Origin of the sequence: Enterobacter sp. HNDS-6, assembly GCF_039850505.1 — a bacterium.
In the GTDB taxonomy this organism is placed as follows: domain Bacteria; phylum Pseudomonadota; class Gammaproteobacteria; order Enterobacterales; family Enterobacteriaceae; genus Enterobacter; species Enterobacter kobei.
The window spans coordinates 144,481-167,887 of the sequence record NZ_CP156673.1; the positions used below are offsets into that span (position 1 = coordinate 144,481).

Genomic DNA, 23,407 nt, shown 5'->3' on the forward strand with positions numbered 1-23,407 from the left:
TACAGCTCAGGTTTGGCATTCACTTTTTAATACTGATTATTTTTTAAAAGTGTTTTTAATAAAAATAAATATACAATTTTTAAAAACTGAGTTGGCCGGTTTCATCATCAAAATACGTCTATTTTTTGATCAAAATATACTTATGGATAATATTAAATCGAAAAAATTATAATTGATTTATATCAATGATGGTTTTTCTCCAGTATTAAAATATTTTTCATGACGGTTATAATAATTAATATTAATCTTGACCCGCAATTACTTGAAGGAAATTACCCGCTATACTTCTGCACGGTGTCAATTGAGCCAAAATATTAAATTGAATACCTAACGTGTTTTTAAACTCAGGAGTTTTTGCAGATGGATTTCAAAAATAACTTTATGGCTGGCGCAGTACTTGCGGCCATTTCGATGGGCAGTTTTGCTGCCGAAATGAATGCGGGGACGGTCCACTTTACGGGAGAAATTATTGAACCGAGCTGCACCATTCAGGGTGATAGCGGCACGGACAGTTCGGTCCCTCTGGGGACGTACCCTAAATCTCTTTTTAAGGCGGTCGGAACTGAATCTTCCCTGACCCCGTTCTCGATTACGCTCGCAAACTGCCCGGTAAAGAGCGATGGGCTGCCGGCAGTACAGCTCACCTTTAACGGCACGACGACCCTGACCAATACCTCTACGCTGCTGGATGTCAGCAAAATCACCACCACCGGTGAGACTGCCGCTACCGGTATCGGCGTCGCCGTTAGCCCGGCGGGAAAAGACACTCAACTTATCACCATGGATGGGGCAGAAGGACAGGTTTATATTCAACTGGCCACCCGTACTACCGATACCATTAAAGCCGACTTTAACGCCCGCTATAAGTCATTTGCCGCAACGGTGACCGCTGGCCCTGCCGATGCGGATATGACGGTGAATATTTTATACCGTTAATACCTGTTTATCTAATATTCAGCATGCCACTGATTAGATAATGACACGTAATGCGTCATGCTCCGATAATAGTCCGAAAGCGGACTATTATCATTATTTCAACCTGCTCCAATAAGGGTTTCCCGTGCGCACATCCCTGCTGTTTTTATTATGCCTTCCCGTCATAACAAGTTCGTTTTGTCACGCCGCGGGAATACAAATCGGCCGCACCCGCATAATTTACGATGCTGCAAAAAAGGAAGTTGCCCTGCCGCTTACGAACAGTGAAAAAGAATTGCCCTGGCTGATCCAGACCTGGACAGACACTGGCGATGGCAAAACGCGTGGGCCCTTTATTGTCACGCCCCCCCTCTTTCGACTCGATCCTCAAAAAGAGCAAAGCCTGCGAATCACCTGGAACGGCAGCCCGTTACCGAAAGACAAAGAGACGCTGTTTTATTTGAATGTCCGCACGGTGCCCGCAACCGCCGCAGAGGATGCCGATAAAAACGTGCTACGACTCATCTACAAAACGCGACTGAAGCTGTTCTGGCGTCCCGTGGGGCTCAACGGGACGCCAGGCGAGTCCTGCAAGAATCTGCGCTTCGTTCGCCAGGGCCAGCAGCTGACGGTGATAAACGACAGTGCGTTTTACACCGTTTTTGACTCTCTCTCGCTAGGCTCGCAGAAGCTCGAAAGCGCCGATATGGTGGGGCCAGCATCACGCGTTGATATCCCTCTTCCCGACGCTGCACCGGCGAATGACGTCAGTTGGCGGTGCATTACCGATTACGGCAATGCCTCCGAAAAATACACGTTCCATCTGACCAGGGAATAAACGACAGAATGATTGCAGGACGTAATTTCTTGCCTGTTGGGGGAACCTTTCGGCTGAATTCGGTTACACGCTGTCTGGCGAGTACCCTGATGTTAATGATTTTTTCCGCAGATGCCCGGGAGTATCTCTTTTCCCCTTCCTCACTCGAAGGGGACATGCTGATGCAGCAGGATATCGACCTCTCGCTTTTTACAAAATCGAATGCCCAGTTGCCCGGCACCTACTCTTCCGTCATCACAATCAACGATCGCAGGCTGAAGGATGCCAACATTCGCTACGTCAGCAGATCTGACGGGCGCCTGATCCCCCAATTGAGCCCCGCGATGCTGAGCGCCTGGGGCATTAATATCGACCGTTATCCTCCGTTGCTGAAGCGTCCGGCGGAGGAAACGCTCCCAGAGTCGCTGGATAACTATATTCCACAGGCGTCTGCAGAGCTTGATTTCTCAACAATGACGCTTAGGTTGAGCATCCCCCAGGCCGCGCTGGCTGATAACGGTCGCGATTTTATCGATCCCTCGCGCTGGGACGATGGTGTTCCCGTCCTGTTCAGCGATTATTCGCTGTCGGGCTCGCAAAGCAAAGAAGATCGCGAGGACAGCACAGAAAGCCGCTATCTGAATTTGCGTACCGGGGCGAACCTGGGCGGCTGGCGTCTTCGAAACTACTCAACGTGGAGCAAATCGGACGGCGATTCACAGTGGGATAACATCAACACGTTCCTGCAGCACGACATCGACGCGCTGAGAGCGCAGTTCACCGCGGGCGAGAGCAGCACGCGTGGCGAAGTGTTCGACAGCCTGCAGTATCGGGGCGTCAATCTCGCCACGGACGAAGAAATGTTGCCCTATAGCCAACGCGGTTATGCACCGGTCATTCGCGGCGTCGCAAGCTCGAATGCGGTCGTCTCGGTGCGCCAGAACGGATATCTCATCTACCAGCAGAACGTTGCCCCCGGGGCGTTTGAGATCAACGACCTTTACTCCACCACCAACAGCGGCGACCTGGAAGTGACGGTGAAAGAGGCCGACGGCACCGAACATCACTTTACTCAACCCTACTCAAGCATCGCCATTATGCAGCGCCCGGGACACATGAAGTATGAATTGACGGCGGGCCGTTATCGCGCAGACAGCGGGAGTGACCAAAAGGAGCCCGACTTCCTTCAGGGGAGCGTCATCTACGGCGTCAACAATCTGCTGACCTGGTTTGGCGGGCTAACCCTTTCGCAAGACTATAGTGCCCTCAATACGGGCGCTGGCATCGCGCTGGGGCCGCTGGGTTCGCTCTCTACAGACGTCACCGCCGCCGATACCACGCTTGACGACGGCAGCAAGCATGTCGGCCAGTCCTGGCGCGTACTCTATTCGGGGAAAATTGACGCCACCGATACCAATTTCACGCTTGGCAGTTATCGCTACTCGAGTCGCGGGTATTACAGCTTTGCTGACGCTAATCAGAAGCAGGACGGACACGATAGCGATTTGCTCTTCCGCTATAACAAACGCAACCGCGTTCAGGCCAGTATCAGCCAGAACCTTGCTGGCGTCAGTCTCTATCTTAACGGCTACCAGCAGGACTACTGGGGGACGTCGAAAAAAGAACGCAGCCTGTCGTTAGGTTTTAACACCGTTCTGTCTGGGGTGAGTTATCACCTGGCATATACCTACAGTAAAACGAACGACGAGGAGGCCGACCGGATGGTCTCCTTCGGCTTTAGCGTGCCGCTAACTCGCTGGCTCCCCCGCGCGTGGAGTAGCTATAACATCAGCAACACCAAAAATGGCTACACCCGACACAATATCGGCGTCAACGGAACGCTGCTGGACGACGAACGTTTAAGCTATTCGCTGCAGCAAAGCCATTCTAATCACGATGGGGAGGATACCAGCAGCGTATATGGTACCTATCGTTCTCAATACGCCAACCTGAATGCCGGTTATTACGCCTCTTCCGGCAGCGCGGAGCAGATGAACTACGGGATCAGCGGGGCCATTGTTGCACACCCGCGCGGCGTTACGCTGGCGCAGCCGTTAGGGAGCCAGTTTGCCATTGTCAATGCCAACGGCGCCTCCGGTGTACGCTTCCAGAACCAGCAGGGTATTCAGACAGACTGGCTGGGTAACGCCGTTATCCCGTCCCTGACGCCGTATCAGGAAAATGCGATTCGTATCGACACCGCAAGCCTGCCCGAAAACGTGGAGAGCAGCGATACGTCAATCCGGGTGATCCCTTCACGTAATGCCGCCGTTGAAAGCCGGTTCGATGCGCACGTGGGTTATCGGATGCTGATCGCATTAACCCGCCCCGGCAATCAACGCGTCCCCTTTGGCGCAATCGTCACCAGCGCGAACGCGGACCTGAGCGGCATCGTGGACGATACCAGCACGGTATACCTGGCCGGCGTCGGCGAGCCCACACAGCTCACGGTGAAATGGGGAAAAGCGCCAGACCAACAGTGCGTCGCCCATATTTTACAGCAGGCAGAGGGATACACGGAGAGCCCTAACGGTATCCGTTCAACCCGCGCGCTTTGTCAGCAGGAAACAGCTTATGCTCACTAAAATGAAAAGACGAACCCTTACGGTTTTTCTGACCAGCACGCTGATGCTGGTATCGACGGGGTCTTTCGGCGCCGTCACGGTACTCAAAAATTGTTTCGGAGCCCCACAGACGTATTCCATTGATTACCATCATGAATTTACGTCGACGGAAAACGTTGCAAACAACGATTATGATATTCCGGGTCACCTGGTCGGCGCAGGTGCCGATCTGGAAGCAAACTGCACGTGCCCGGGAAACATGTTTTCGTCAAGCACCGTCTACGAAAAAACCCTGGCTGGCAGTCCCCTTAACCCCGGCACCAGCGGTACTGGCTATCTTACAGATAAAATTGATGCCCACATTACTGGCTATGCGGATGCGATTAACTCCCCGGACGGCAGCTCGCTCACCCCAATCCCGATCAATGAGTACCCGACCCCGCGGGGAAATATGCTTACCGTGCTCGAATCGAGCCTGTCCAAAACAGAAGAAGAAAGCGACGTATGCAGCAATGACTCCCGGCCTGACGGTGGTGCCGCATCGAAACGCAAGTTTCGCTGGAACGTCGTGGCCGTGCTGCTGCACATAAAAAAACCGATACTGGGTGAAGAGGTGATCCCGGCGACGCTCATCGCCCAAAACTACGCCTGCCTTTATATTGGCACCGGTGGAAGCTGCGACGCCACTCAGGCAGAACATGTCTCTGATATCTGGTTTGGCGGTACCCTTTCTGCACCGCTGAGCTGCACCATCAACGCAGGCAGCACGCTTGAAGTCCAGTTTGGCAACATCGTCAGTAAACAGTTTACCCGCAAAGGGCAACCGCCTCAGGGCTATGCCCTAAAAAGCGTCGATATTAACTACCACTGTGACGATAACGCCGTTGGTAATAATGACCGGATAAAGCTCACCCTGACGGCCGACCAGGGCATAGTGGATAGCAGTACGCCCTTCATTGCTAAGCTGCTTGAAAGGGACGATCTGGGCGTGCGGGTGTACGACGAAAATAGCCAGAACGTGGCGCTGGATGGGACTTATGCATTTCCAGTAAATCTGGACGAGCAGGGAAACGGCAGCGTTAAAATACAGGCGGTTCCCGTCAGCACTACGGATGCCACGCCCGCACCGGGGAGCTTCGAAGGAAACGTCACGGTGAAGATGGATCTGCGCTAGAACAGACCCTCAGGTTACGCAGGCAACCTGAGGGTAACGGCACCAATCAGAAGCCGAGGCTGTCCAGCAGATCGTCAACCTGATCCTGGCTTGCCACCACGCCCGCTTTGCTGGCGTCGAGCTGTGGGCCATTGAGCAGGCTTTCGTTCTCGCGTTTTGGACGGGCTGCCGGTTCCGGGATGTTCTCCAGCAGAACCATCAGCAGCTGGCGTTCAATCTCCTGAATCACATCCATCATGCGCTTGATCACCTGACCCGTCAGGTCCTGGAAATCCTGCGCCATCATGATATCCAGCAGTTGGGCGTTGGTGAAGCTGGTGTGGCCCGGCACATCCCCCAGGAACTGACGGGTATCGGTCACCAGCTCGCGGGCATTCGCCAGCTCGATCGGGTTCTCGAACCACTCGTCCCAGCGTTGGGTCAGCGCTTTCGCGCCTTTTTCCATCGCATCCTGATGGGGCTGCGACGCTTCAACGCTGTTCAGCGCACGTTCTGCCGCCTGGGCGGTCATCTGCACAACGTAGTCCAGACGATCTCGCGCGTCAGGAATCGCTTCCGCCGCTTCCGCAATCGCCTGATCCAGACCCAGCTCACGCAGGCTGTCACGCAGCATGCGCGTCAGACTGCCAATACGGACGATGATATCGCTCGGCGAGTGTTCTTCAACGGGTTTCATAGCAGGTTGCAACATTTCCATCACCTCACATGCCGAGTTTCTCGAAGATCTTACCGAGCTTCTCTTCCAGGGTTGCCGCGGTGAATGGCTTCACCACATAGCCGCTTGCGCCCGCCTGTGCAGCAGCAATGATGTTCTCTTTTTTCGCTTCTGCGGTGACCATCAGAACCGGCAAGGACGCCATTCCCGCATCGGCACGAATGGTTTTCAGCAGCTCCAGACCGTCCATGTTTGGCATGTTCCAGTCGGAGATAACAAAACCAAACCCACCCGCCTGCAGTTTGTTCAGCGCATCAACGCCGTCTTCTGCTTCTTCAACGTTGTTGAAGCCCAGCTCTTTCAGCAGGTTGCGCACAATGCGACGCATGGTGGAAAAGTCATCCACAACCAAAAACTTAAGCTCTTTATCCGCCATAAAATAATACTCCTGAGTCAAATACGTATTGCCTGTCCGGCACTGATTTTCGCCAGCATCTGCTGGCTTACCTGGCTAAGATCGACCACTTCGCTCACGCCACCCATATTGATGGCCTCGCGCGGCATGCCGAACACCACACAACTTGCTTCATTCTGCGCAATCGTCCAGGCGCCAGCCTGGTGCATTGCAAGCATTCCGGCGGCACCATCGTTGCCCATCCCCGTCAGGATCACCCCAACGGCGTTGCGCCCCGCATGTTTCGCCACCGAATGAAACAGCACATCCACCGACGGACGGTGCCGGTTGACCGGCGGTCCGTCATGAATTTTGATTTGATAGTTTGCACCGCTGCGCGCCAGCTCCATATGCTTATCACCCGGGGCGATATAGGCATGTCCCGGGAGCACGCGCTCGCCATCTTCCGCCTCTTTCACGCTGATCTGACACAGCTTATTCAGGCGTTCGGCGAACGAGCGGGTAAAGCCTGGCGGCATATGCTGGGTAATCAGAATACCCGGACTTGAAAGCGGCAATGGCTGGAGTACATGACGAATTGCCTCTGTTCCTCCGGTTGACGCCCCAATCACCAGCAGTTTTTCCGAGCTGAGTAACGGGCCGGCCTTCAGGGTTGCCGGGGCGGCCATTGGCTTATGGGCCGCCAGTTTTGCCCGCGATGCGGTACGAATTTTCTCCGCGATCATCTCGCTATACGCCAGCATCCCCTCGCGAATACCGAGCTGCGGTTTGGTGACAAAATCTACCGCCCCCAGCTCCAGCGCGCGCAGGGTGATTTCCGATCCTTTCCCGGTCAGGGAGGAGACCATCACCACCGGCATCGGCCGCAGCCGCATCAATTTCTCCAGGAAATCGATGCCATCCATGCGCGGCATCTCGACATCCAGCGTGAGCACGTCGGGGTTATATTTTTTAATTAAATCCCGCGCGACCAGCGGATCGGGCGCCGTTGCTACCATCTCCATGTCGCTGTGGCTATTGATGATTTCAGTCATGATCTGACGCATCAGCGCTGAATCGTCGACAGACAATACCCTGATTTTACTCATGCTTTTTCCTTACTCAGCGCATATACCGTTTGCCCACGCAGGCTAAACTCTCGCGCGAGGTTGCTGAAGTTTTCCGAGTGCCCGGCAAACAGTAAACCGTCAGGCTTGAGCAACGGAACAAACCGACGCAGAATGTCCTGTTGCGTCGTTTTATCAAAATAAATCATGACGTTACGGCAAAAAATGGCGTCGAATGGCCCCGGCACGTTGTACTGCTTGTCCAGCAGGTTAACGGGCGCGAATTCGACGCAATTCGCCAGCTCCTGGCGTACGCGTACCAGGCCTTCATGCGGGCCTGTCCCACGCATGAAATATCGCTGCAACTGCTGCGGCGACAGCGTTTTCAGTTCGTCCTGCCGATACACGCCGTTGCGCGCCTTCTCCAGCACCTCGGTGTCGATATCGCTGGCGTAAACCTTCCAGCGCCCGGGCGCCATCCCAAGCGTGTCGGCAAGTGTGATTGCCAGCGAGTACGGCTCTTCACCGGTCGAGGCGGCCGCACTCCAGACGCGATACTCCCCGGTACGACGCCGCGCGTGCTCGGCCAGTACCGGGAAGTGGTGGGCTTCGCGGAAAAAGGCCGTCAGGTTAGTGGTTAACGAGTTGATAAAAGCCTGCCACTCTGCGCTGTTCTGGTTGGCTTCGAGCATGCTCAGATAGCGACCAAAATCATCCAGCCCCAGCGTACGCAAGCGCCGCACCAGACGGTTGTAGACCATGTCCCGCTTATGATCCGCAAGCACGATCCCTGCACGCTGGTAGATTAACTGACATATCCGACGAAAATGCGCGTCGGACAGCGCGAGGCGCTGTGTCATCTGCAACAATAATGACGTTTGCCCAGGGGGCATTGGTGATGTCATAGCGCCTTCTTAATTACATTCAGGATACAACTGGCACGGCCTGCGACCGCCCGACTTCTGTTACTGCTTCAACGTGCTCTTTCACATTAAATACCGCGACCAGCCCGGTGAGACGATCCGCCTGGCTGGCCAGCTGATCGGTTGCCGCTGCCGCTTCCTCAACTAACGAGGCATTCTGTTGCGTCACCTGATCCATCTGGCTGACGGCCTGAGCAACCTGCTCAATGCCGCGACGCTGTTCGTCCGACGCAGACGCAATCTCGCCCATGATGTCGTTAACCCGCGTGACGGAGGTGACGATCTCATGCATGGTATGCGCCGCCGTATCCACCAGGGCTGAGCCTTGCTGGACGCGTGATACCGACTCTTCAATCAGGACCTTAATCTCTTTCGCCGCGTTGGCGCTGCGGCTGGCCAGGTTACGCACTTCCCCCGCCACGACCGCAAACCCACGCCCCTGCTCACCGGCGCGCGCCGCTTCTACCGCGGCATTCAGCGCCAGAATGTTGGTCTGGAACGCGATACCGTCGATCACGCTGATGATGTCACCAATCTTTTGCGAGCTGGTGGCAATCTCCTGCATGGTGCTGGCAACGTGAGAGGCCTGATCGCCCCCTTTTTTCGCCGTCATTGCCGCCTGTTTTGACAGGTCAGACGCCTGACGCGCGTTATCGGCGTTCTGGCTGACCGTCGCGGTCAGCTGCTCCATGCTGGCCGCCGTCTGCGCCAGCGAGGCCGCCTGCTGCTCGGTGCGGGAAGAGAGATCGTTGTTGCCTGCCGCAATCTCTGAGATCCCGGTGTGCATGGCATAACTGCCCTGACGCACATCGGAGACGGTTTCCCGCAGTGCACCCTGCATCGCCTTCAGGCTGGCAAAGATCGCCGAAATTTCGTTCTTACCGAACACCGCCACCGGACGCGCCAGATCGCCCTTCGCAATACTGTCGAAGTGGCTGCTGATAATCGCCAGCGGCTCTACAATCATTTTGCGTGACCAGAGCAGTGCCCCACCGGTCAGTAGCCCCGCCAGAATCACGACGACGCCAAAGATCACACCCGACATGTGATAGCTGATACGGCTGTCTTCCTCTGCACGTTGAACAGACTGGTTAATATCCTGCTGCCATGCGTTAAAGCTGCCGTCGAACGCATCCTGTGAGGCCTGCACCGGCGCGGTCATAAAGTCCGAGAGCTGGTTGTTCTCAAGCCAGGTCGCCTGGTGGTCCAGATCGCTGTACCACTGTTCAAAGTTCTTCTTCATGGCGGCTTTCAGCGCGTGCTCTTTCTCGCTGCCCGCCGCCTGCGCCGTGAAAGCGTTAAACTGTGCGCCAGCCTGTTTCAGGCTGCTTCGCGCGGTGGCCATCAGCGCTTTAATGTCATCAGGCGGATAGCTCAGCGCGGTTAAGGTGCCCGCCTTGTTCAGCGCAGTGCTTGCCTGCAACAGCACGGCACGCGTTTGTGCCAGTGCGGAGCGCTGCTGATTACTCGCCTCAACATCCTGCAAATTCTGATAGCCATCGCGAAACGCCCAAAAAGACAACCCGTTACTGCCAACCTGCAACACACCGCAAAGGATCAGAATCAAAAACAGTGTGGTCGAGATACGAATACGATTTAACATCCACGCTCCCATCAAGCGGCAAGCAGCCGCGGTTTAATTGTCAGTCAAAATGTTTCCCAGTTTTCATCTTGTCCGGCCGGTGCAGCACGCAGGCGAGTTGCCGTCGATTCGGCGGCAGGCGCTTTATACGTGGCTTGCGCAGTGACCGTATTTCCAGCGAGTGAAGCGAGACGAAACGCCGAGACGGCCATCTTCAGACGGCTCGCCTGGTCTTCAAGGGCAGCGGCCGCGGCAGCGGACTCCTGCACCAGCGCGGCGTTTTGTTGTGTCACGCGATCCATTTCCGATACCGCCAGGGCAACCTGATCGATACCACGACTCTGCTCATCAGATGCAGAGGCGATTTCACCCATGATGTCCGTTACGCGGGTAACAGCATTCACGATGTCATTCATGGTCTCCCCGGCGCTTTCCACCAGTACCGAGCCGGTATCCACGCGGGAGACGGAGTCTTCAATCAGGGCCTTAATCTCTTTCGCCGCGTTGGCGCTGCGGCTGGCCAAGTTGCGCACTTCCCCGGCAACCACCGCAAACCCGCGACCCTGCTCACCCGCCCTCGCCGCTTCCACGGCGGCGTTCAGCGCCAGAATATTGGTCTGGAAGGCGATGCCGTCGATGACGCTGATGATGTCGGCAATTTTCTTCGAGCTGTCGGCAATTTCGTGCATGGTTTTCACCACGCCATCCACCACGCGGCCGCCGCGCTGCGCCGTCTCGGAGGCGCTTTCTGCCAGCTGAGAGGCCTGACGGGCGTTATCGGCGTTCTGCTTCACGGTTGCGGTAAGCTGCTCCATGCTGGCAGCGGTCTCTTCCAGCGCGGACGCCTGCTGCTCGGTACGGGATGAGAGATCGTTATTCCCCATCGCAATTTCGCTGGTGCCGGTATAGATGGCATCCGTGCCGCTACGCACGTTGGCGACGGTATCGATGAGCGAACGCTGCATATGGTCAACGCTGTTAGCCAGTTCGGTAATCTCATTGCGCCCGGAAACGGCCAGCGTTTTGGTTAGATCGCCACTGGCAATTTCACGAATGTGGGCAATGACGCGACCGAGAGGATTCAGCAGGATGTGGCGAATGCCGTACCACACCGCGACCAGGACAATAACCAGCGCCAGCGCCATCGCCGCCATCTGCCATTTCGCAAAGCGGTAGTCATTCTGGCTTTCCGTAAAGGCCGAGTGATAGAGATCACCACTGGCCTTCGCATATTCCCCGAGCGCGGCGCCGAGTGCGTTTTGCATCCCCTGCGTGGGCTGTGCGAAATAGGCGTCCATGTTGCCGCTCTCCAGGAACTGGATCAGCTCCGTCAGGCCAGCAAAGTAGGCAGTGTATTTTTCATCAATATTCTGGCTAACCTGCGCCATAGCAGGCTGCGGCGCGATCTGTTTGAAGGCGGCGTAGTGTTTTGCGGCGTCAGCCAGGGTGGCGCGGGCATTTTTCAACAGATCGGTCTTCGCGCTGCTCTGCTGATTGTTAGGGTCCATCATCATGCGCGCGGACGAGCGGCTCAGGTTGATACGCGTTTGCAGCATCAGATCCCACGTCGAGGTGAGTTCACTCTGCTGCAGGCGAAGATCGTTCGAGGCGGCGAAACTGTCCTGGTTCTGTTTTAATGACGAGAAAAAAAGCCCGCCGGAGATAAGCTGAAGTAGTGCGAAAATGACCAGCACCATCATAAGCATTGTGACAACGCGGATACGGTTCAACATACAACACCTTCTCATAGATTTATTAACGGTGTTATCGGCACAGGCCACAGGAACTTTACATTTGCGAAAGGGAAAAGCGTGGACTAAAACGCGACGTCAACAATCAGCGTATCGGTGTAGGTACCTGCGGGGGGTGTGGCCTGACTGGTCAGGACCTTCGCGGTGTAGTTGTAGGTGCGCAGTAAACCGTCGGTGCTGACCTGGGACGAGGTCGCGCTGGTCCAGCGTTCGGCGCCGCTGCCGCCCCAGCGGTTGGTGGTGGCTTCTTTATAGATGTCGTAGCTCATATAGTTACTGCCGCTCACCATCCGCCGCACGTTGTTCAGGGCGTTGGCACCATTATTAATGCCAATGGTGTAGGTGCTGCCTTTAGTACAGGTCACGGCAATGGCCTGCGAAACGGTAGGGAAACTTTGTACCAGCGGCGCGCTGTTAAAGTTTACGTCCGGCGTGGTCATGGCACTGCAGTCGTTGGTGACGGTCATGTTCAGCAGAATAGTGGTTGTTGCTGTTCCCGACTGGGGAGATGTACAAAGGCTTCCAAGACCGACGGCGCAGACGTTGTAATTGATGCTGAAGGTCAACAGCACCTGGTAAGGCCCCGCCGTCACGTTTTGTCCGGCGACGGTGCGAAAATAGAGCGGTATGTTGTACCGCTTTGAGCCAAGCAACCCCAGCAGGGTATTACCGCTCCAGGTATACGATTTACTTATCTGCACTTCGCTACTGCTCGCACAACCCGATAATCCACACAGCCGGGTGGGGATCACATCCGTAATACTCGTGTCGTCGGTGCGTTTCAGGTTGGCGCGGCTGTTGCCCGAAACCGACGCCGCGGTGTAATTCAACGTCACCGAATCGTTGGTCAGAATATTCAGTACCGCATCGCATGCCACTACCAGCGTACCGGTGGTTTCCACCTCCCCGGTTCCGCTAAGCGCAAACGACGTGACGCTACCAAACGAGGCATTGACCGTACTGACGGTACACGCCGCCCAGCCCCCGCAGGAGAACAGCAGCAGCATCAACAGCAGCCAGCGTTTCACGGGTCCTCCCGACACACCAGCGGACCGTAGGTTTGCAGCTTATGCTGCGGATTAGGCCCCACGTTCAGGGTCGCCGTGCAGCGCTTCCCGGCAGGCGTGATCACCTCAAGCGGATTGACGTCGCTGAGATTCTCCAGCCAGGCGATCCCGTCATAGCCCACCACCGCATTACTGCGCGAGGCTCGCCGCACCTGGCTTCCAACCGGAATCGCTTGCCCTCGCGCATCATGCAGAATGACGCTTGCCACTCTCTCCTGCTCCATCGGGAAATCCACCAGATAACCGCTGTGACGACGGATGGCAATCCGCCGCTCTGTCTCTTTCAGCCGGGTATCCGCAGGCAGATTCAGCGTATCAATCCGGTAGCTTGCCGGGTAATACGCCGACACCCCGCTGACCAGCAGGTAACCGTTGTTATTCGTTTTACCCACGGGTTGGTTCTCATAGCTGACGGGCACGTCCGGATGACCGTCGGTGCTGATCACCACAAACGCATCGTTGATTTTGTTCGCCGCAAACAGCTCTCCGTCCATCAGGACAATCGCGCCCATTGCCTCGCCCCACCAGGTCATGGTGTCTCTTTCGCCGTAGCCGCCGCCCTGCAGTTCGATGTTGTTATTGCGCCAGCCCAGCGTACCTTGCTGATAATCACTGGATTTTGATTGGTTTGCCCAGGCCATGTTCCAGCTAAAACCGCCGTCAGAAGGCATGGAGTGGTTATAGTTAATCCGCTGCGTGCTGCCCGCATCCGGGGTGTTCTCAACGGTGACGGCAGCGCTGTCGCGTGCGCCCAGCGGCACCTGCAGCGAGAGCGCAACCGTCCAGTCCCCCCGCTGCTGGTCCCGGCTGCCGGCCAGGTAAATGCTGCTTGCGCCCCACAGATTTCGGCTCCACGAGAGATTCAGCAGCTCCGTTTTTTGGCCGTCAAAACTCTCTACGCCAATCCAGGCCGCGCCAATATTGCCGTACTGCCCCATGTTAAACGTCAGAGAATACTGGTCCGTATTGCGGCTGAAGCTGGCGATGGGTTTGTCGTTTTCGTCATACACCGTCGGCTGGTCATAAAGGGCGAGATTGCCAAAACCGCGATCGCGACGCGTGTGCTGGGTGGCCACGCTGAACTCGCTGGTGTTGTACTGGTAACCCCAGTTGATTTGCCCGCCGTTGTCTCCGCGCATGTGGCTTTGTGAGTACGAGGTATTCACTACGCCAAACTGGCCGAGTTTGATCACCGTCCCCGCCCCGCCCAGCGCCAGCTCCTGCGCCCCTTCCGCATGGCCCTCCAGCGTCAGCCAGTCGGTCACCCCGTAGCGATACGAGCCGCTACCGGCAGCAGGACCGTAGTCAAAGTTCCTGATGCCATAGTTACGGCGCAGGCTGCCGAGCGTCACGGCGCCGTCACTCAGCCCTTGTTTGAGCAAATCGCTGGTGACATAAAACGGTAGCGTAGTACTCACCTGACGGCCCAGCGCGTCGGTAGTGACCAGCACCGCATCCCCGGCACCGTTGATATAGGGCAGATTGGTCAGGGTGAAGGGGCCAGGCTGAAGCTGGGTTGAGCCAGAGCGATAGCCGTTGATAAACAGATCCACCGAGGTAGGCACCGCGGCTTCACCCGAAAACTCCGGCAGCGGCCATGTCACCAGGTCCGGGCGCAGGGAGAAATCACGTCCGTAGCTAATACCGCCCATCCGCACGCTGGAGGTCCAGCTCAGGGCATCGCTGATCACATCCCCCGCGCTCAAGGTGGTCGCGTCATCCTCACGGGTTATCAGCAGCGTCGTGTCATAGCGAACATACCCTTCCTGTTGACCGTCGTTTCCGGTGAAATTTTTCCGGGCGTAGCCGGTGGAGGAGAACGAGCCGTTCTCGTTGAAGTAGCGGAATTCATGCCAGAGCGACGCCTGACCGCCGATATGTTCCGTGTGGTTGGTATACAGATCGTAATTCAGCAGCGCCCCGCGCCCATAGTGCGGTTTGGTCTGCGCCGTTTGGGCACTGAAAGGCGTCACCCGGGCACTGATCCAGTCGCGGGGAACGGTCAGCAACAGGCGCTGTGCGGCACTGTCATACGCCACACGAACCTGACTTAGTGAGGAGAGATTCACCTCGCCGGCGGGCACATGTTCCGGGGGGAGCCCCGCGCGCAGCAAATCGGCGCTGGAGATAAAGAAAGCGCCGTTACGTTGCGTCACGGGTACCACCAGACCGGTGTCGTAGTGGTTGAGCACGAGGGCAAGCTGGAAAACAGCCTCATCATTTACCGCCTGCGCCTGAGGAGGCGGCGGTAAACTGTCGTCACCGGGATCGGCCCAGGTTGTGGTGCTGACGCAAAGCAGTAGCATCATTGCCGGCTTCAGTTGACGGGCGTCGACTGCCATTGTTCATCCCTGGCATTAATCTGCGCGCTCATCCGGTCCGGCTGACGAACGCCAGCGGGTATTGGCCAGCTGCGGGTGCTGCCCGGGAGGACGTAACCCAGTAATCCCTCCGCTACGGTGCGTTTCTGTCCGCCCTGCTCCAGTGACACCTGGCTTAATCTGACATGCACATCCCCCTGATTACGTACCTGTAATGCAGGCTGTCCTCCCTCGTGGGTCACGCGCCAGCTCAGGTTTCGGGTCTCGGCCAGGGCATGATGCGCCCCCTCTTTAAGGGTCGGGATACCCTGTCCGTAGACAAACAGCGGAATGGAATAGCGCATCTGTAATTTAAGGCCGATGGAGGGTTCGGCTTTCGCGTCGGGCTGGGGAATTTCATCAACAATAATGCGGTAGGCTTGTTCGACCCCGACAGGGACTGCGCTCTGTTTGATAAGGCGAATCAGCTGTTTATTGCCTTTCTGAATGGTGACAATGGGCGGGCTGGCGACCACGTCCTGCTGCGCGCTGTAGCGTTCGTATCCCCCTTCCTGCTTCCAGCGCACAATACGCACCTGCATCGTCGTTGCGCTGTTTCCCTGGTTCTGGATCCACAGCTCCGTGGCGTTGGCATCTGCGGCAAGCCAGGGATCGATGGGCCAGAGCAGAATGGTGGCCGCCGCCTGCGCCTCGCCTGTGGCCGCGACGCCTGATAAAACACCCGCCAGACACAACTGCCGGAACAATGGCTTCATCGACTCTCTCCCTTTATTACCATGACAAGGTCACGGTGAGCTGATCGGAATAGGTTCCTGCCGGGCTAAAGCCGGTCAGTAGCGCCACGCCAAACAGCGGCAGCGCGATGTTATTGCTGTTGGTATAGGTCACCGGTATTGCCTGGTTAACGCCAATTTCGCTGTTGGCGGCCAGCGAGCTACTGCTGTAGAGCCGGTACGGCACCAGTTCTGTTCCTCCGGACCGCTTCATCCGACGGACGGATGAATAATTTTGACCGCCATTAATGCTCATGCTCAGCGCCACGCCAGGCGTACAGGCGATAGACAACGCCCCGTTTGGCACAAAGCTGGTACTGACTGGCGCGCTTTCCACCCCGTTATGGGTGCCAAAATCCAGCGTACCGAGAAGCCCCCCGCTACCGGTGGCCACCGCGCAACCCGGTACAATGGTCGCGCTGACCTTAAAGGACTGCGATGTCACCGCCCCCGCAGCAGGTATCAGCAACAGCCCGACGATCAGCGCGAAAAAAGGCTGCACGCTTCCCTCTGCGCGTTTGCGCAGACCTGTAAAAGGGGCCTTCATGGCAGTGCAGATCTAATAGGTCACGCTGACGTTAATCGTGTCGGTATAGGTGCCGGGTACCACCGTTACGCTGTTCCCGCCTCCGGTAATGCGGCCGTACAGGGTATAACTGTCGACCCCACCTGCCGTAGACGCGATCGGCAACGCGGTGTTATTGGCAATCACAGAGTTGAACCCGCTGTCGCTGTACAGGCTATAAGCCACGCCCTGTGCCGCGTTGGCCGTATTGACCAGGTAGCGCTCAGGCGTCCCTGGCGACCCCACCACGGAGCCAGGGGCGGTGGAATGGGTATTGCCGGTTATCGCGACCGTATAGCTGGCGGTCGTACACTGGACGGTAAAGGTGTTTCCGCCGCTGGCGCCGCTCAACTGCGTCGTAAGGGTGGAAAACGTTGCGGGATGGGTACCAAAATCGAGCGTCCCGAAGTTAATACCACTTTGCGTGGGCGATCCGTTTATCAGGCAGCCGTTTGTCAGCGTCAGCGTCGCCCCGATGGTGCCGCTGCTGGTAACGGCCAGTACCTGATGAACTACGGTCGTCGTCAGTAATGTGCCTGCACAGATCAAAAGGAGTTTTCTTTTCATTTACCACCCTCCAGAAGACGTCTCCGTTCCCTTGCAACATTTTATTTTTAACGTTCAAGATGTTAGCCCCGCTTAACGTTCCTCTGAGGGGGTTATTGAGAATTTAGTTTACGGATATCGCTTCGACCACCCGACGCAGGGTAGTCACAACCTATGTCTTATTGACAGCATTTATTTTTTAAAAACAGAAAGTTAAACCGAAATAAAAGAATATTCGGGCGCGAAGCCTGAGGATATATCCGCAAAAGTGTGATAAGCGTCACAATATATCGTCTGCACATTAACAACAAAATTAATAAAACTTAAAAACTTGTTGTATCCCCCTACACTTTGCGTCAATTTATGTGCCGAATAATTTCCCGCGCAGTAATAAAAAATCTATATGTATCGGCGCGGGCGACATCTAAAGCGCATAGAGGGTCTTTTTTCGTGGCAAGTGCAAACAAACTCACACTCTTCATCGTGATATTCATGCTGGCGGGTATTCTTTCAGGGGCAGCAATTCATGAATACGCATCTGCGGATGCCATTAAAGCCTGGTCGGATAATATTACCCTGCTGACCGACATCTTCCTTCGTCTGATCAAAATGGTTATTGCGCCCTTGGTCTTCAGTACGCTGACCGTCGGCATTATGAAACTGGGCGAAACCTCCACCATTGGCCGCGTTGGCGGTAAAGCGATGGTGTGGTTTATCAGCTCATCGGTGCTCTCCATTCTGGTCGGACTGTTTATCGTCACGCTGGAGCATCCGGGAAGTGGTCTGAACCTGACGATCCCAACCGAGGCGGTAGATACCGGTCTGGCCGTTGGAGGCATGACGCTGAAAGCGTTTCTGTCTCACACTATTCCAACCAGTATCGCAGGCGCGATGTCGAACAATGAGATCCTGCAGATTGTAGTGTTCTCAATGTTCTTCGGTATCGGCGGTGCGTCGCTGGGGCAGAAATTCAACGCGCCGCTGGTTGCCGCGCTGGATGTGGTTTCCCATATCATGCTGAAGGTAACCGGTTACGTGATGTACGTTGCGCCGCTGGCCATCTTTGCGGCGATCTCCTCCGTCATTGCCACTCAGGGCTTAGGCATTCTGTTGAACTATGCCTCCTTTATTGGCGGTTACTATGTTGCCATCCTTCTCACCTGCCTGGTATTGCTCGCCGTGGGCTATATGGTTTTGAAAAAAGAGGTGTTTCGCCTGGTCAGCATGTTGAAAGACCCGGTACTGGTGGCGTTCACCACCAGCAGTTCTGAAGCCGCCTACCCTAAAACGCTGGAGCAACTGGAGCGTTTTGGCTGCTCACGCAATATCGCCTCTTTTGTTCTGCCAATTGGCTACTCCTTCAACCTGGTGGGGTCGATGGTGTACTGCTCGTTCGCGTCGATGTTTATCGCCCAGGCGTATAACATTCACCTGAGTTTCTCAGAGGTAACGGTACTGATGTTAACCCTGATGCTGGCGTCAAAGGGGATTGCGGGCGTACCGCGTTCGTCCCTGGTGGTGCTGGCTGCGACCATTCCAAGTTTTAATATCCCGGTAGCGGGCATTCTGCTGCTGATGGGGATTGACCACTTCCTGGATATGGGGCGTTCAGCCATTAACGTGCTGGGGAACGGGATTGCGACCGCGATGCTGTCGCAGAATGAAGGGGCGCGGGAAGCGGAAGCTGAGCTGGTAAAGCAGGAAGCGTAAGGATATGAAAGGGGTGAGGCCTGATGCCCTCACCCCGACCCTCTCCCACAGGGAGAGGGAGCAAACATAAAAAACGGCAACTGAGTTGCCGTTTTGCATTTACCTACGCTACGTGATTCGCCGCGATATCCAGCAGCGCCATCTCTTCGCTGTTCAGCAGCTTCTCAATGTTCACCAGAATCAGCATACGCTCGCCGAGCGCACCCAGACCGGTCAGGTATTCGGTCGACAGGGTGACCGCAAACTCCGGCGCAGGGCGAATCTGGTCAGAGGTCAGAGAGAGCACGTCAGATACGCCATCCACCACGATACCCACCACGCGCTGCCCCAGGTTCAGGACGATCACCACGGTGTTGTCATTGTAGTCAACGTCGCCCTGGCTGAACTTCACGCGCAGATCGACGATGGGCACAATGACGCCGCGCAGGTTGGTGACACCTTTAATAAAAGCAGGTGTGTTAGCGATGCGGGTAACCTGATCGTAACCACGAATTTCCTGCACTTTAAGGATATCGATGCCGTACTCCTCATCGCCTAAAGTGAATACCAGGAATTCCTGTCCTGATGGCTCGCCCGCCAGTTTCGTTACATTACTCATACCGGTCATGTTTTTACCTTCTACTTAATCAGGCGGCTGTGTACGCCACACGTTGTTCACGATTTAATCCCTGAAGCGCCGACACATCGACGATCAGCGCCACGCTACCATCACCCAGAATGGTCGCGGCAGAAATACCAGGCACTTTGCGGTAGTTGCTTTCGAGGTTCTTCACCACCACCTGATGCTGACCAATCAGCTGATCAACCAGCAGCGCATAGCGACGGCCCGCACTTTGCAGGATCACCACGATGCCCTGCGTGGCCTCTGTCTTCGCGCCGTCCACTTCGAACACTTTCCACAGTTCCACCAGCGGCAGATATTCCCCGCGCACTTCGAGCACGCGCTCACCGCCCGCCAGCGGATGCAGATCTTCTTCACGCGGCTGCAGGGATTCCATCACCGCGTTCAGCGGAAGAATGAACACTTCGTCTGCCACTTTCACGGACATCCCGTCGAGGATCGCCAGCGTCAGCGGAAGCAGGATGCGAATGGTGGTGCCGGAACCCTGCTTAGACTGGATCTCAACGTGGCCGCCCATCTCCTGGATGTTACGTTTCACCACGTCCATGCCGACGCCGCGCCCGGAAACGTCAGTCACCTGCTCTGCGGTAGAGAAGCCGGGCGCGAAGATCAGCATCCCCACTTCTTCATCGGTCATGTTTTCGTTGACCGCCATGCCCTGCGAAATCGCCTTCGCCAGAATACGCTCGCGGTTAAGACCCGCGCCGTCATCGGTCACTTCGATGCAAATATTCCCGCCCTGATGTTCCGCAGAGAGAATCAAATTGCCCACCGGCGATTTTCCGGCAGCAATGCGGTTTTCCGGCAGTTCAATACCGTGGTCGAGGCTGTTACGCACGAGGTGCGTTAACGGGTCGATGATGCGCTCGATCAGGCTCTTATCCAGCTCGGTGGAGCTACCCATCAGCGTCAGTTCAATCTGTTTATTCAGTTTGCTCGCGAGATCGCGTACCAGGCGCGGGAAGCGGCTGAAGACATATTCCATCGGCATCATACGGATGGACATGACCGATTCCTGCAGATCGCGGGCGTTACGTTGTAACTGACCCATGCTGGTGATCAGATCGCCATGGGTAACCGGGTCCAGTTCATTAGAACGTTGTGCCAGCATCGACTGGGTGATCACCAGTTCGCCCACCAGGTTGATCAGCTGGTCAACCTTCTCAACGGCAACGCGAATGCTGGTGGATTCGCTGGAGCGCGCGGCCGGTTTTTCACCACGTGCAGGTGCAGCAGCGTCTTTTGGCACCGCTTTCAGCGCCGGGGCCGCAGGCGCGACAGCCGGGGTCGGAGCCTGAGCGATGACGGCCACCTCTTCCTGCGCTACCGGAGCTTCCGCTTCGGCGGTTTCGGTTTCGGTTTCGGTTTCGGTTTCGGTTTCGAAGGCAATCTGGTCGGCTTCAATCACAAAGCACAGCACCGCCACGATATCGTCCTGACCAATCCCGTCATCAAGCGTAGCGGCGAGGCTGTCTTTGCCTTTCACGACATTGCTTAACGTCGCCAGGTTACCCAGCTCTTCTTCCAGCAGGTTAACCTCATTCTCTTTCAGGCGTGAAAGCACAACACGCAATTTGCCCGCTTGCGCAGCGGCTGGCGCGGTTTCACCGGCACCAACCGCATCGACAACGCTCAGTTTTGCAGCAGGGACAACGGCTGCTGCGACCTCACCTTTTGCTTCCAGGGCGAGCTGGCGAAGCGCATTGCAGATATATTCAAAGCTGGCGGCATCAGGCTCTGCCGAACTTTTATAGGCGTCGAGCTGTTCCTGCATAATATCTTTGGTTTCCAAAAACAGGTTGATAATGTCGGTATTGAGCTGCATCTCACCGCGTCGTGCTTCATCCAGCAGGTTTTCCATTAAATGGGTTGTTTCCTGCAGGATGGTAAATCCAAACGTTCCGGCTCCGCCCTTAATGGAATGCGCCGCACGGAAGATGGCATTGAGCTGCTCGGAGTCCGGTGCTTCGGGCACCAGGTCGAGCAAATGTTGCTCCATATCGGCCAACAATTCGTCGGCTTCATCAAAAAATGTCTGGTAAAAATCGCTAATATCCATGCTCACGCTATCACCTCGGATTGGCTGGTGGCGATGTTGGAACGGCAGCCGAAGGAACGGCCCCAGGCTGTTTTAAATCGTCCAGTGACTCATTCTGACTTTCGGCGTTTTCATGCAGGATGGCCTGCTCCGCCTGCTGGTTCAGCACTAAAAGACTGATACGACGGTTGATGGCGTCATCCGGCCCGCGGTCGGAGACGCGCATGGTTGCTGCCATGCCGACCACGCGCAGTACCTTGCCATCATCAAGCCCACCGGCCACCAGCTCGCGACGCGAGGCGTTGGCACGATCGGCAGAAAGCTCCCAGTTGCTGTATCCCTTCTCCCCACTGGCGTACGGGAAATCATCCGTGTGGCCTGACAGGCTGATTCGGTTAGGAATGCCGTTCAGCACCGGTGCAATAGCGCGCAGAATATCGCGCATGTACGGCTCAACCTCGGCGCTGCCGGTTTTAAACATCGGACGGTTCTGGCTATCAATGATCTGAATACGCAACCCTTCCTGCACCAGATCGATTTTCAGGTGCGGTCGCAACGCACGCAGTTTGGGGTCAGCCTCAATCAGCTGATCGAGATCGCCACGCAGTTTTTTCAGACGCGCCTGTTCCATCTTCCTCTTCAGCTCGTCGATGTTCGGCTCTTTTTTCACCTCACCCTTCTGCTGGGTGTAATCATCACCGCCGCCAGGAATGGGGCTGTCGCTGTTAGAGATACGCGGCCCACCGGTCACTGCCGTCGCCAGCGGCGTACGGAAATATTCGGCAATCTGGATCAGTTCTTTCGGGCTGGAGATGGAGATCAGCCACATCACCAGAAAGAACGCCATCATTGCAGTCATAAAGTCGGCGTACGCGATTTTCCACGAGCCGTGCGCGCCATGCCCACCGCCCTTGTGCTTGCGTTTTTTTACGATGACGATCGGATGGGACTGGTTTTTCATGCGTCCTCAGTTGTCGTCTGTTGGTTTGGGTTTTTCACCGCGCGCACGTGTTCTTCAAGTTCGATAAACGACGGACGCTCGCTGGAGTAAAGCGTTTTACGGCCAAATTCAACCGCGATCGGCGGCGCATAACCGTTGAGGTTTGAGAGCAGCGTGATCTTCACGCACTGCATCATTTTGGTGGTTTCCGCGCTCTTCTGGCGCAGGACGCTGGCCAGCGGAGAGATAAAACCATAAGCCAGCAAAATACCGAGGAAGGTCCCTACCATCGCATGGGCAATCAGCGCGCCCAGTTCGGCCGCCGGACGATCCGCCGAGGCCAGGGCATGTACCACCCCCATCACCGCCGCAACGATACCGAAAGCCGGAAGCGAGTCACCCACCAGCGCCAGGCTGTTAGCCGGCACTTCAGATTCGCTTTCGTGGGTTTCGATCTCTTCATCCATCAGCGCTTCGATTTCAAAGGTATTCATATTGCCGCTGATGATGAGTCGCAGATAATCGACGATGAAATCAAGCATCATGGCATCAGCCAGAATGCGCGGATAGCTGGCAAAAATTTCGCTCTCTTTCGGGTTTTCAATATCCCGCTCAAGAGAGAACATCCCCTGCTGACGTGACTTCGCCATCAGGCGATAGAGCAGCGCCAGCAGATCCATATACATGCTTTTGGTATATTTCGAGCGACGGAACAGCAATGGAATGGCTTTCAACGTGCCCTTGATGGATTTGCCGTTGTTACCAACGATAAAAGCCCCTACCCCTGCGCCGCCGATGATAATAAGTTCAGCCGGTTGATAGAGTGCTCCAAGGTGCCCGCCGGTCATCATGTAACCGCCGAAAACTGTACCGAGAACTACCAGGTAACCTAATAAGATAAGCACGACATCATCCTTCCGCTAGTGACTATGGCAAGGACGTTCAGTTCGTAGCGTTTACCGTTTGAGGGGTAAAAAAAAGCA

General features: G+C 55.9%; 20 protein-coding genes. 5 read left to right on the forward strand and 15 right to left on the reverse strand.

Annotation, left to right across the window (positions count from 1 at the left end):
- Positions 1 to 360: 360 nt before the first annotated feature.
- The 4 genes from ABFI50_RS00665 (at position 361) to ABFI50_RS00680 (ending at position 5,470) form a co-directional block, all read left to right on the forward strand.
- Positions 361 to 936 (forward strand): fimbrial protein, encoded by a 576-nt coding sequence (locus tag ABFI50_RS00665; protein WP_347485145.1) that lies wholly within the window; start codon positions 361 to 363, stop codon positions 934 to 936.
- Between the two features lie 124 nt (positions 937 to 1,060).
- Complete coding sequence (locus tag ABFI50_RS00670) at positions 1,061 to 1,753, forward strand: molecular chaperone (protein WP_196362085.1); 693 nt, start codon at positions 1,061 to 1,063, stop codon at positions 1,751 to 1,753.
- Positions 1,754 to 1,842: 89 nt separating this feature from the next.
- On the forward strand, positions 1,843 to 4,317 hold the full coding sequence (locus ABFI50_RS00675; RefSeq protein ID WP_164079452.1) for a fimbria/pilus outer membrane usher protein: 2,475 nt from the start codon (positions 1,843 to 1,845) through the stop codon (positions 4,315 to 4,317).
- Complete coding sequence (locus ABFI50_RS00680) at positions 4,307 to 5,470, forward strand: fimbrial protein (RefSeq protein ID WP_347485147.1); 1,164 nt, start codon at positions 4,307 to 4,309, stop codon at positions 5,468 to 5,470. Before ABFI50_RS00675 ends, ABFI50_RS00680 begins: the two co-directional genes overlap by 11 nt.
- Positions 5,471 to 5,516: 46 nt before the next feature.
- On the opposite strand, the gene cheZ is transcribed toward ABFI50_RS00680, so the two are convergent.
- The 11 genes from cheZ to ABFI50_RS00735 all read right to left on the reverse strand — a co-directional run bounded on the left by cheZ (position 5,517) and on the right by ABFI50_RS00735 (position 17,135).
- The gene (gene cheZ, locus ABFI50_RS00685) at positions 5,517 to 6,161 is read right to left on the reverse strand and encodes a protein phosphatase CheZ (RefSeq protein WP_014884340.1); all 645 of its coding nucleotides are present in this window, start codon (positions 6,159 to 6,161) and stop codon (positions 5,517 to 5,519) included.
- A 10-nt stretch (positions 6,162 to 6,171) separates the two neighbouring features.
- Positions 6,172 to 6,561, reverse strand: a complete 390-nt coding sequence (gene cheY, locus ABFI50_RS00690; RefSeq protein WP_000763862.1) for a chemotaxis response regulator CheY — start codon at positions 6,559 to 6,561, stop codon at positions 6,172 to 6,174.
- 17 nt (positions 6,562 to 6,578) lie between these two features.
- A complete protein-coding gene (locus ABFI50_RS00695; RefSeq protein WP_014884341.1) occupies positions 6,579 to 7,628 on the reverse strand; it encodes a chemotaxis response regulator protein-glutamate methylesterase in 1,050 nt (349 codons plus the stop codon).
- Positions 7,625 to 8,491 carry a protein-glutamate O-methyltransferase CheR gene (cheR, locus tag ABFI50_RS00700; protein WP_014884342.1) on the reverse strand — a complete coding sequence of 289 codons (867 nt, stop codon included), beginning with the start codon at positions 8,489 to 8,491 and terminating at the stop codon, positions 7,625 to 7,627. The genes ABFI50_RS00695 and cheR overlap by 4 nt, the downstream gene beginning before the upstream one ends.
- A 19-nt stretch (positions 8,492 to 8,510) precedes the next feature.
- Positions 8,511 to 10,112, reverse strand: a complete 1,602-nt coding sequence (tap, locus tag ABFI50_RS00705; protein WP_250128079.1) for a methyl-accepting chemotaxis protein IV — start codon at positions 10,110 to 10,112, stop codon at positions 8,511 to 8,513.
- Between the two features lie 44 nt (positions 10,113 to 10,156).
- Positions 10,157 to 11,824 (reverse strand): methyl-accepting chemotaxis protein II, encoded by a 1,668-nt coding sequence (gene tar / locus ABFI50_RS00710; RefSeq protein ID WP_045281170.1) that lies wholly within the window; start codon positions 11,822 to 11,824, stop codon positions 10,157 to 10,159.
- An 83-nt stretch (positions 11,825 to 11,907) separates the two neighbouring features.
- Positions 11,908 to 12,870 carry a spore coat U domain-containing protein gene (locus ABFI50_RS00715; RefSeq protein WP_347485148.1) on the reverse strand — a complete coding sequence of 321 codons (963 nt, stop codon included), beginning with the start codon at positions 12,868 to 12,870 and terminating at the stop codon, positions 11,908 to 11,910.
- Entirely contained in the window at positions 12,867 to 15,251 is a 2,385-nt protein-coding gene (locus tag ABFI50_RS00720; protein ID WP_347485150.1) for a fimbria/pilus outer membrane usher protein, read from the reverse strand. Before ABFI50_RS00720 ends, ABFI50_RS00715 begins: the two co-directional genes overlap by 4 nt.
- The gene (locus ABFI50_RS00725; RefSeq protein ID WP_014884347.1) at positions 15,227 to 15,985 is read right to left on the reverse strand and encodes a molecular chaperone; all 759 of its coding nucleotides are present in this window, start codon (positions 15,983 to 15,985) and stop codon (positions 15,227 to 15,229) included. The genes ABFI50_RS00720 and ABFI50_RS00725 overlap by 25 nt, the downstream gene beginning before the upstream one ends.
- Positions 15,986 to 16,001: 16 nt before the next feature.
- The gene (locus tag ABFI50_RS00730) at positions 16,002 to 16,550 is read right to left on the reverse strand and encodes a spore coat U domain-containing protein (protein ID WP_032629056.1); all 549 of its coding nucleotides are present in this window, start codon (positions 16,548 to 16,550) and stop codon (positions 16,002 to 16,004) included.
- A 12-nt stretch (positions 16,551 to 16,562) separates the two neighbouring features.
- Positions 16,563 to 17,135 (reverse strand): spore coat protein U domain-containing protein, encoded by a 573-nt coding sequence (locus ABFI50_RS00735; RefSeq protein ID WP_063666330.1) that lies wholly within the window; start codon positions 17,133 to 17,135, stop codon positions 16,563 to 16,565.
- 429 nt (positions 17,136 to 17,564) lie between these two features.
- Between ABFI50_RS00735 and ABFI50_RS00740 the strand changes: the two genes are divergently transcribed.
- A complete protein-coding gene (locus ABFI50_RS00740) occupies positions 17,565 to 18,824 on the forward strand; it encodes a dicarboxylate/amino acid:cation symporter (RefSeq protein WP_014884350.1) in 1,260 nt (419 codons plus the stop codon).
- Positions 18,825 to 18,927: 103 nt separating this feature from the next.
- On the opposite strand, the gene cheW is transcribed toward ABFI50_RS00740, so the two are convergent.
- Genes cheW through motA form a run of 4 tightly spaced genes read right to left on the reverse strand, consistent with a single transcriptional unit; the run spans position 18,928 to position 23,329 of the window.
- Entirely contained in the window at positions 18,928 to 19,431 is a 504-nt protein-coding gene (cheW, locus tag ABFI50_RS00745) for a chemotaxis protein CheW (protein WP_014884351.1), read from the reverse strand.
- Positions 19,432 to 19,450: 19 nt separating this feature from the next.
- Positions 19,451 to 21,511, reverse strand: a complete 2,061-nt coding sequence (gene cheA, locus ABFI50_RS00750; protein WP_063666328.1) for a chemotaxis protein CheA — start codon at positions 21,509 to 21,511, stop codon at positions 19,451 to 19,453.
- 4 nt (positions 21,512 to 21,515) lie between these two features.
- Entirely contained in the window at positions 21,516 to 22,445 is a 930-nt protein-coding gene (motB, locus tag ABFI50_RS00755; protein WP_014884353.1) for a flagellar motor protein MotB, read from the reverse strand.
- Positions 22,442 to 23,329: a flagellar motor stator protein MotA gene (gene motA, locus ABFI50_RS00760; protein ID WP_008500417.1), complete on the reverse strand. Its 888-nt coding sequence runs from the start codon at positions 23,327 to 23,329 to the stop codon at positions 22,442 to 22,444. The genes motB and motA overlap by 4 nt, the downstream gene beginning before the upstream one ends.
- Between the last annotated feature and the right edge of the window lie 78 nt (positions 23,330 to 23,407).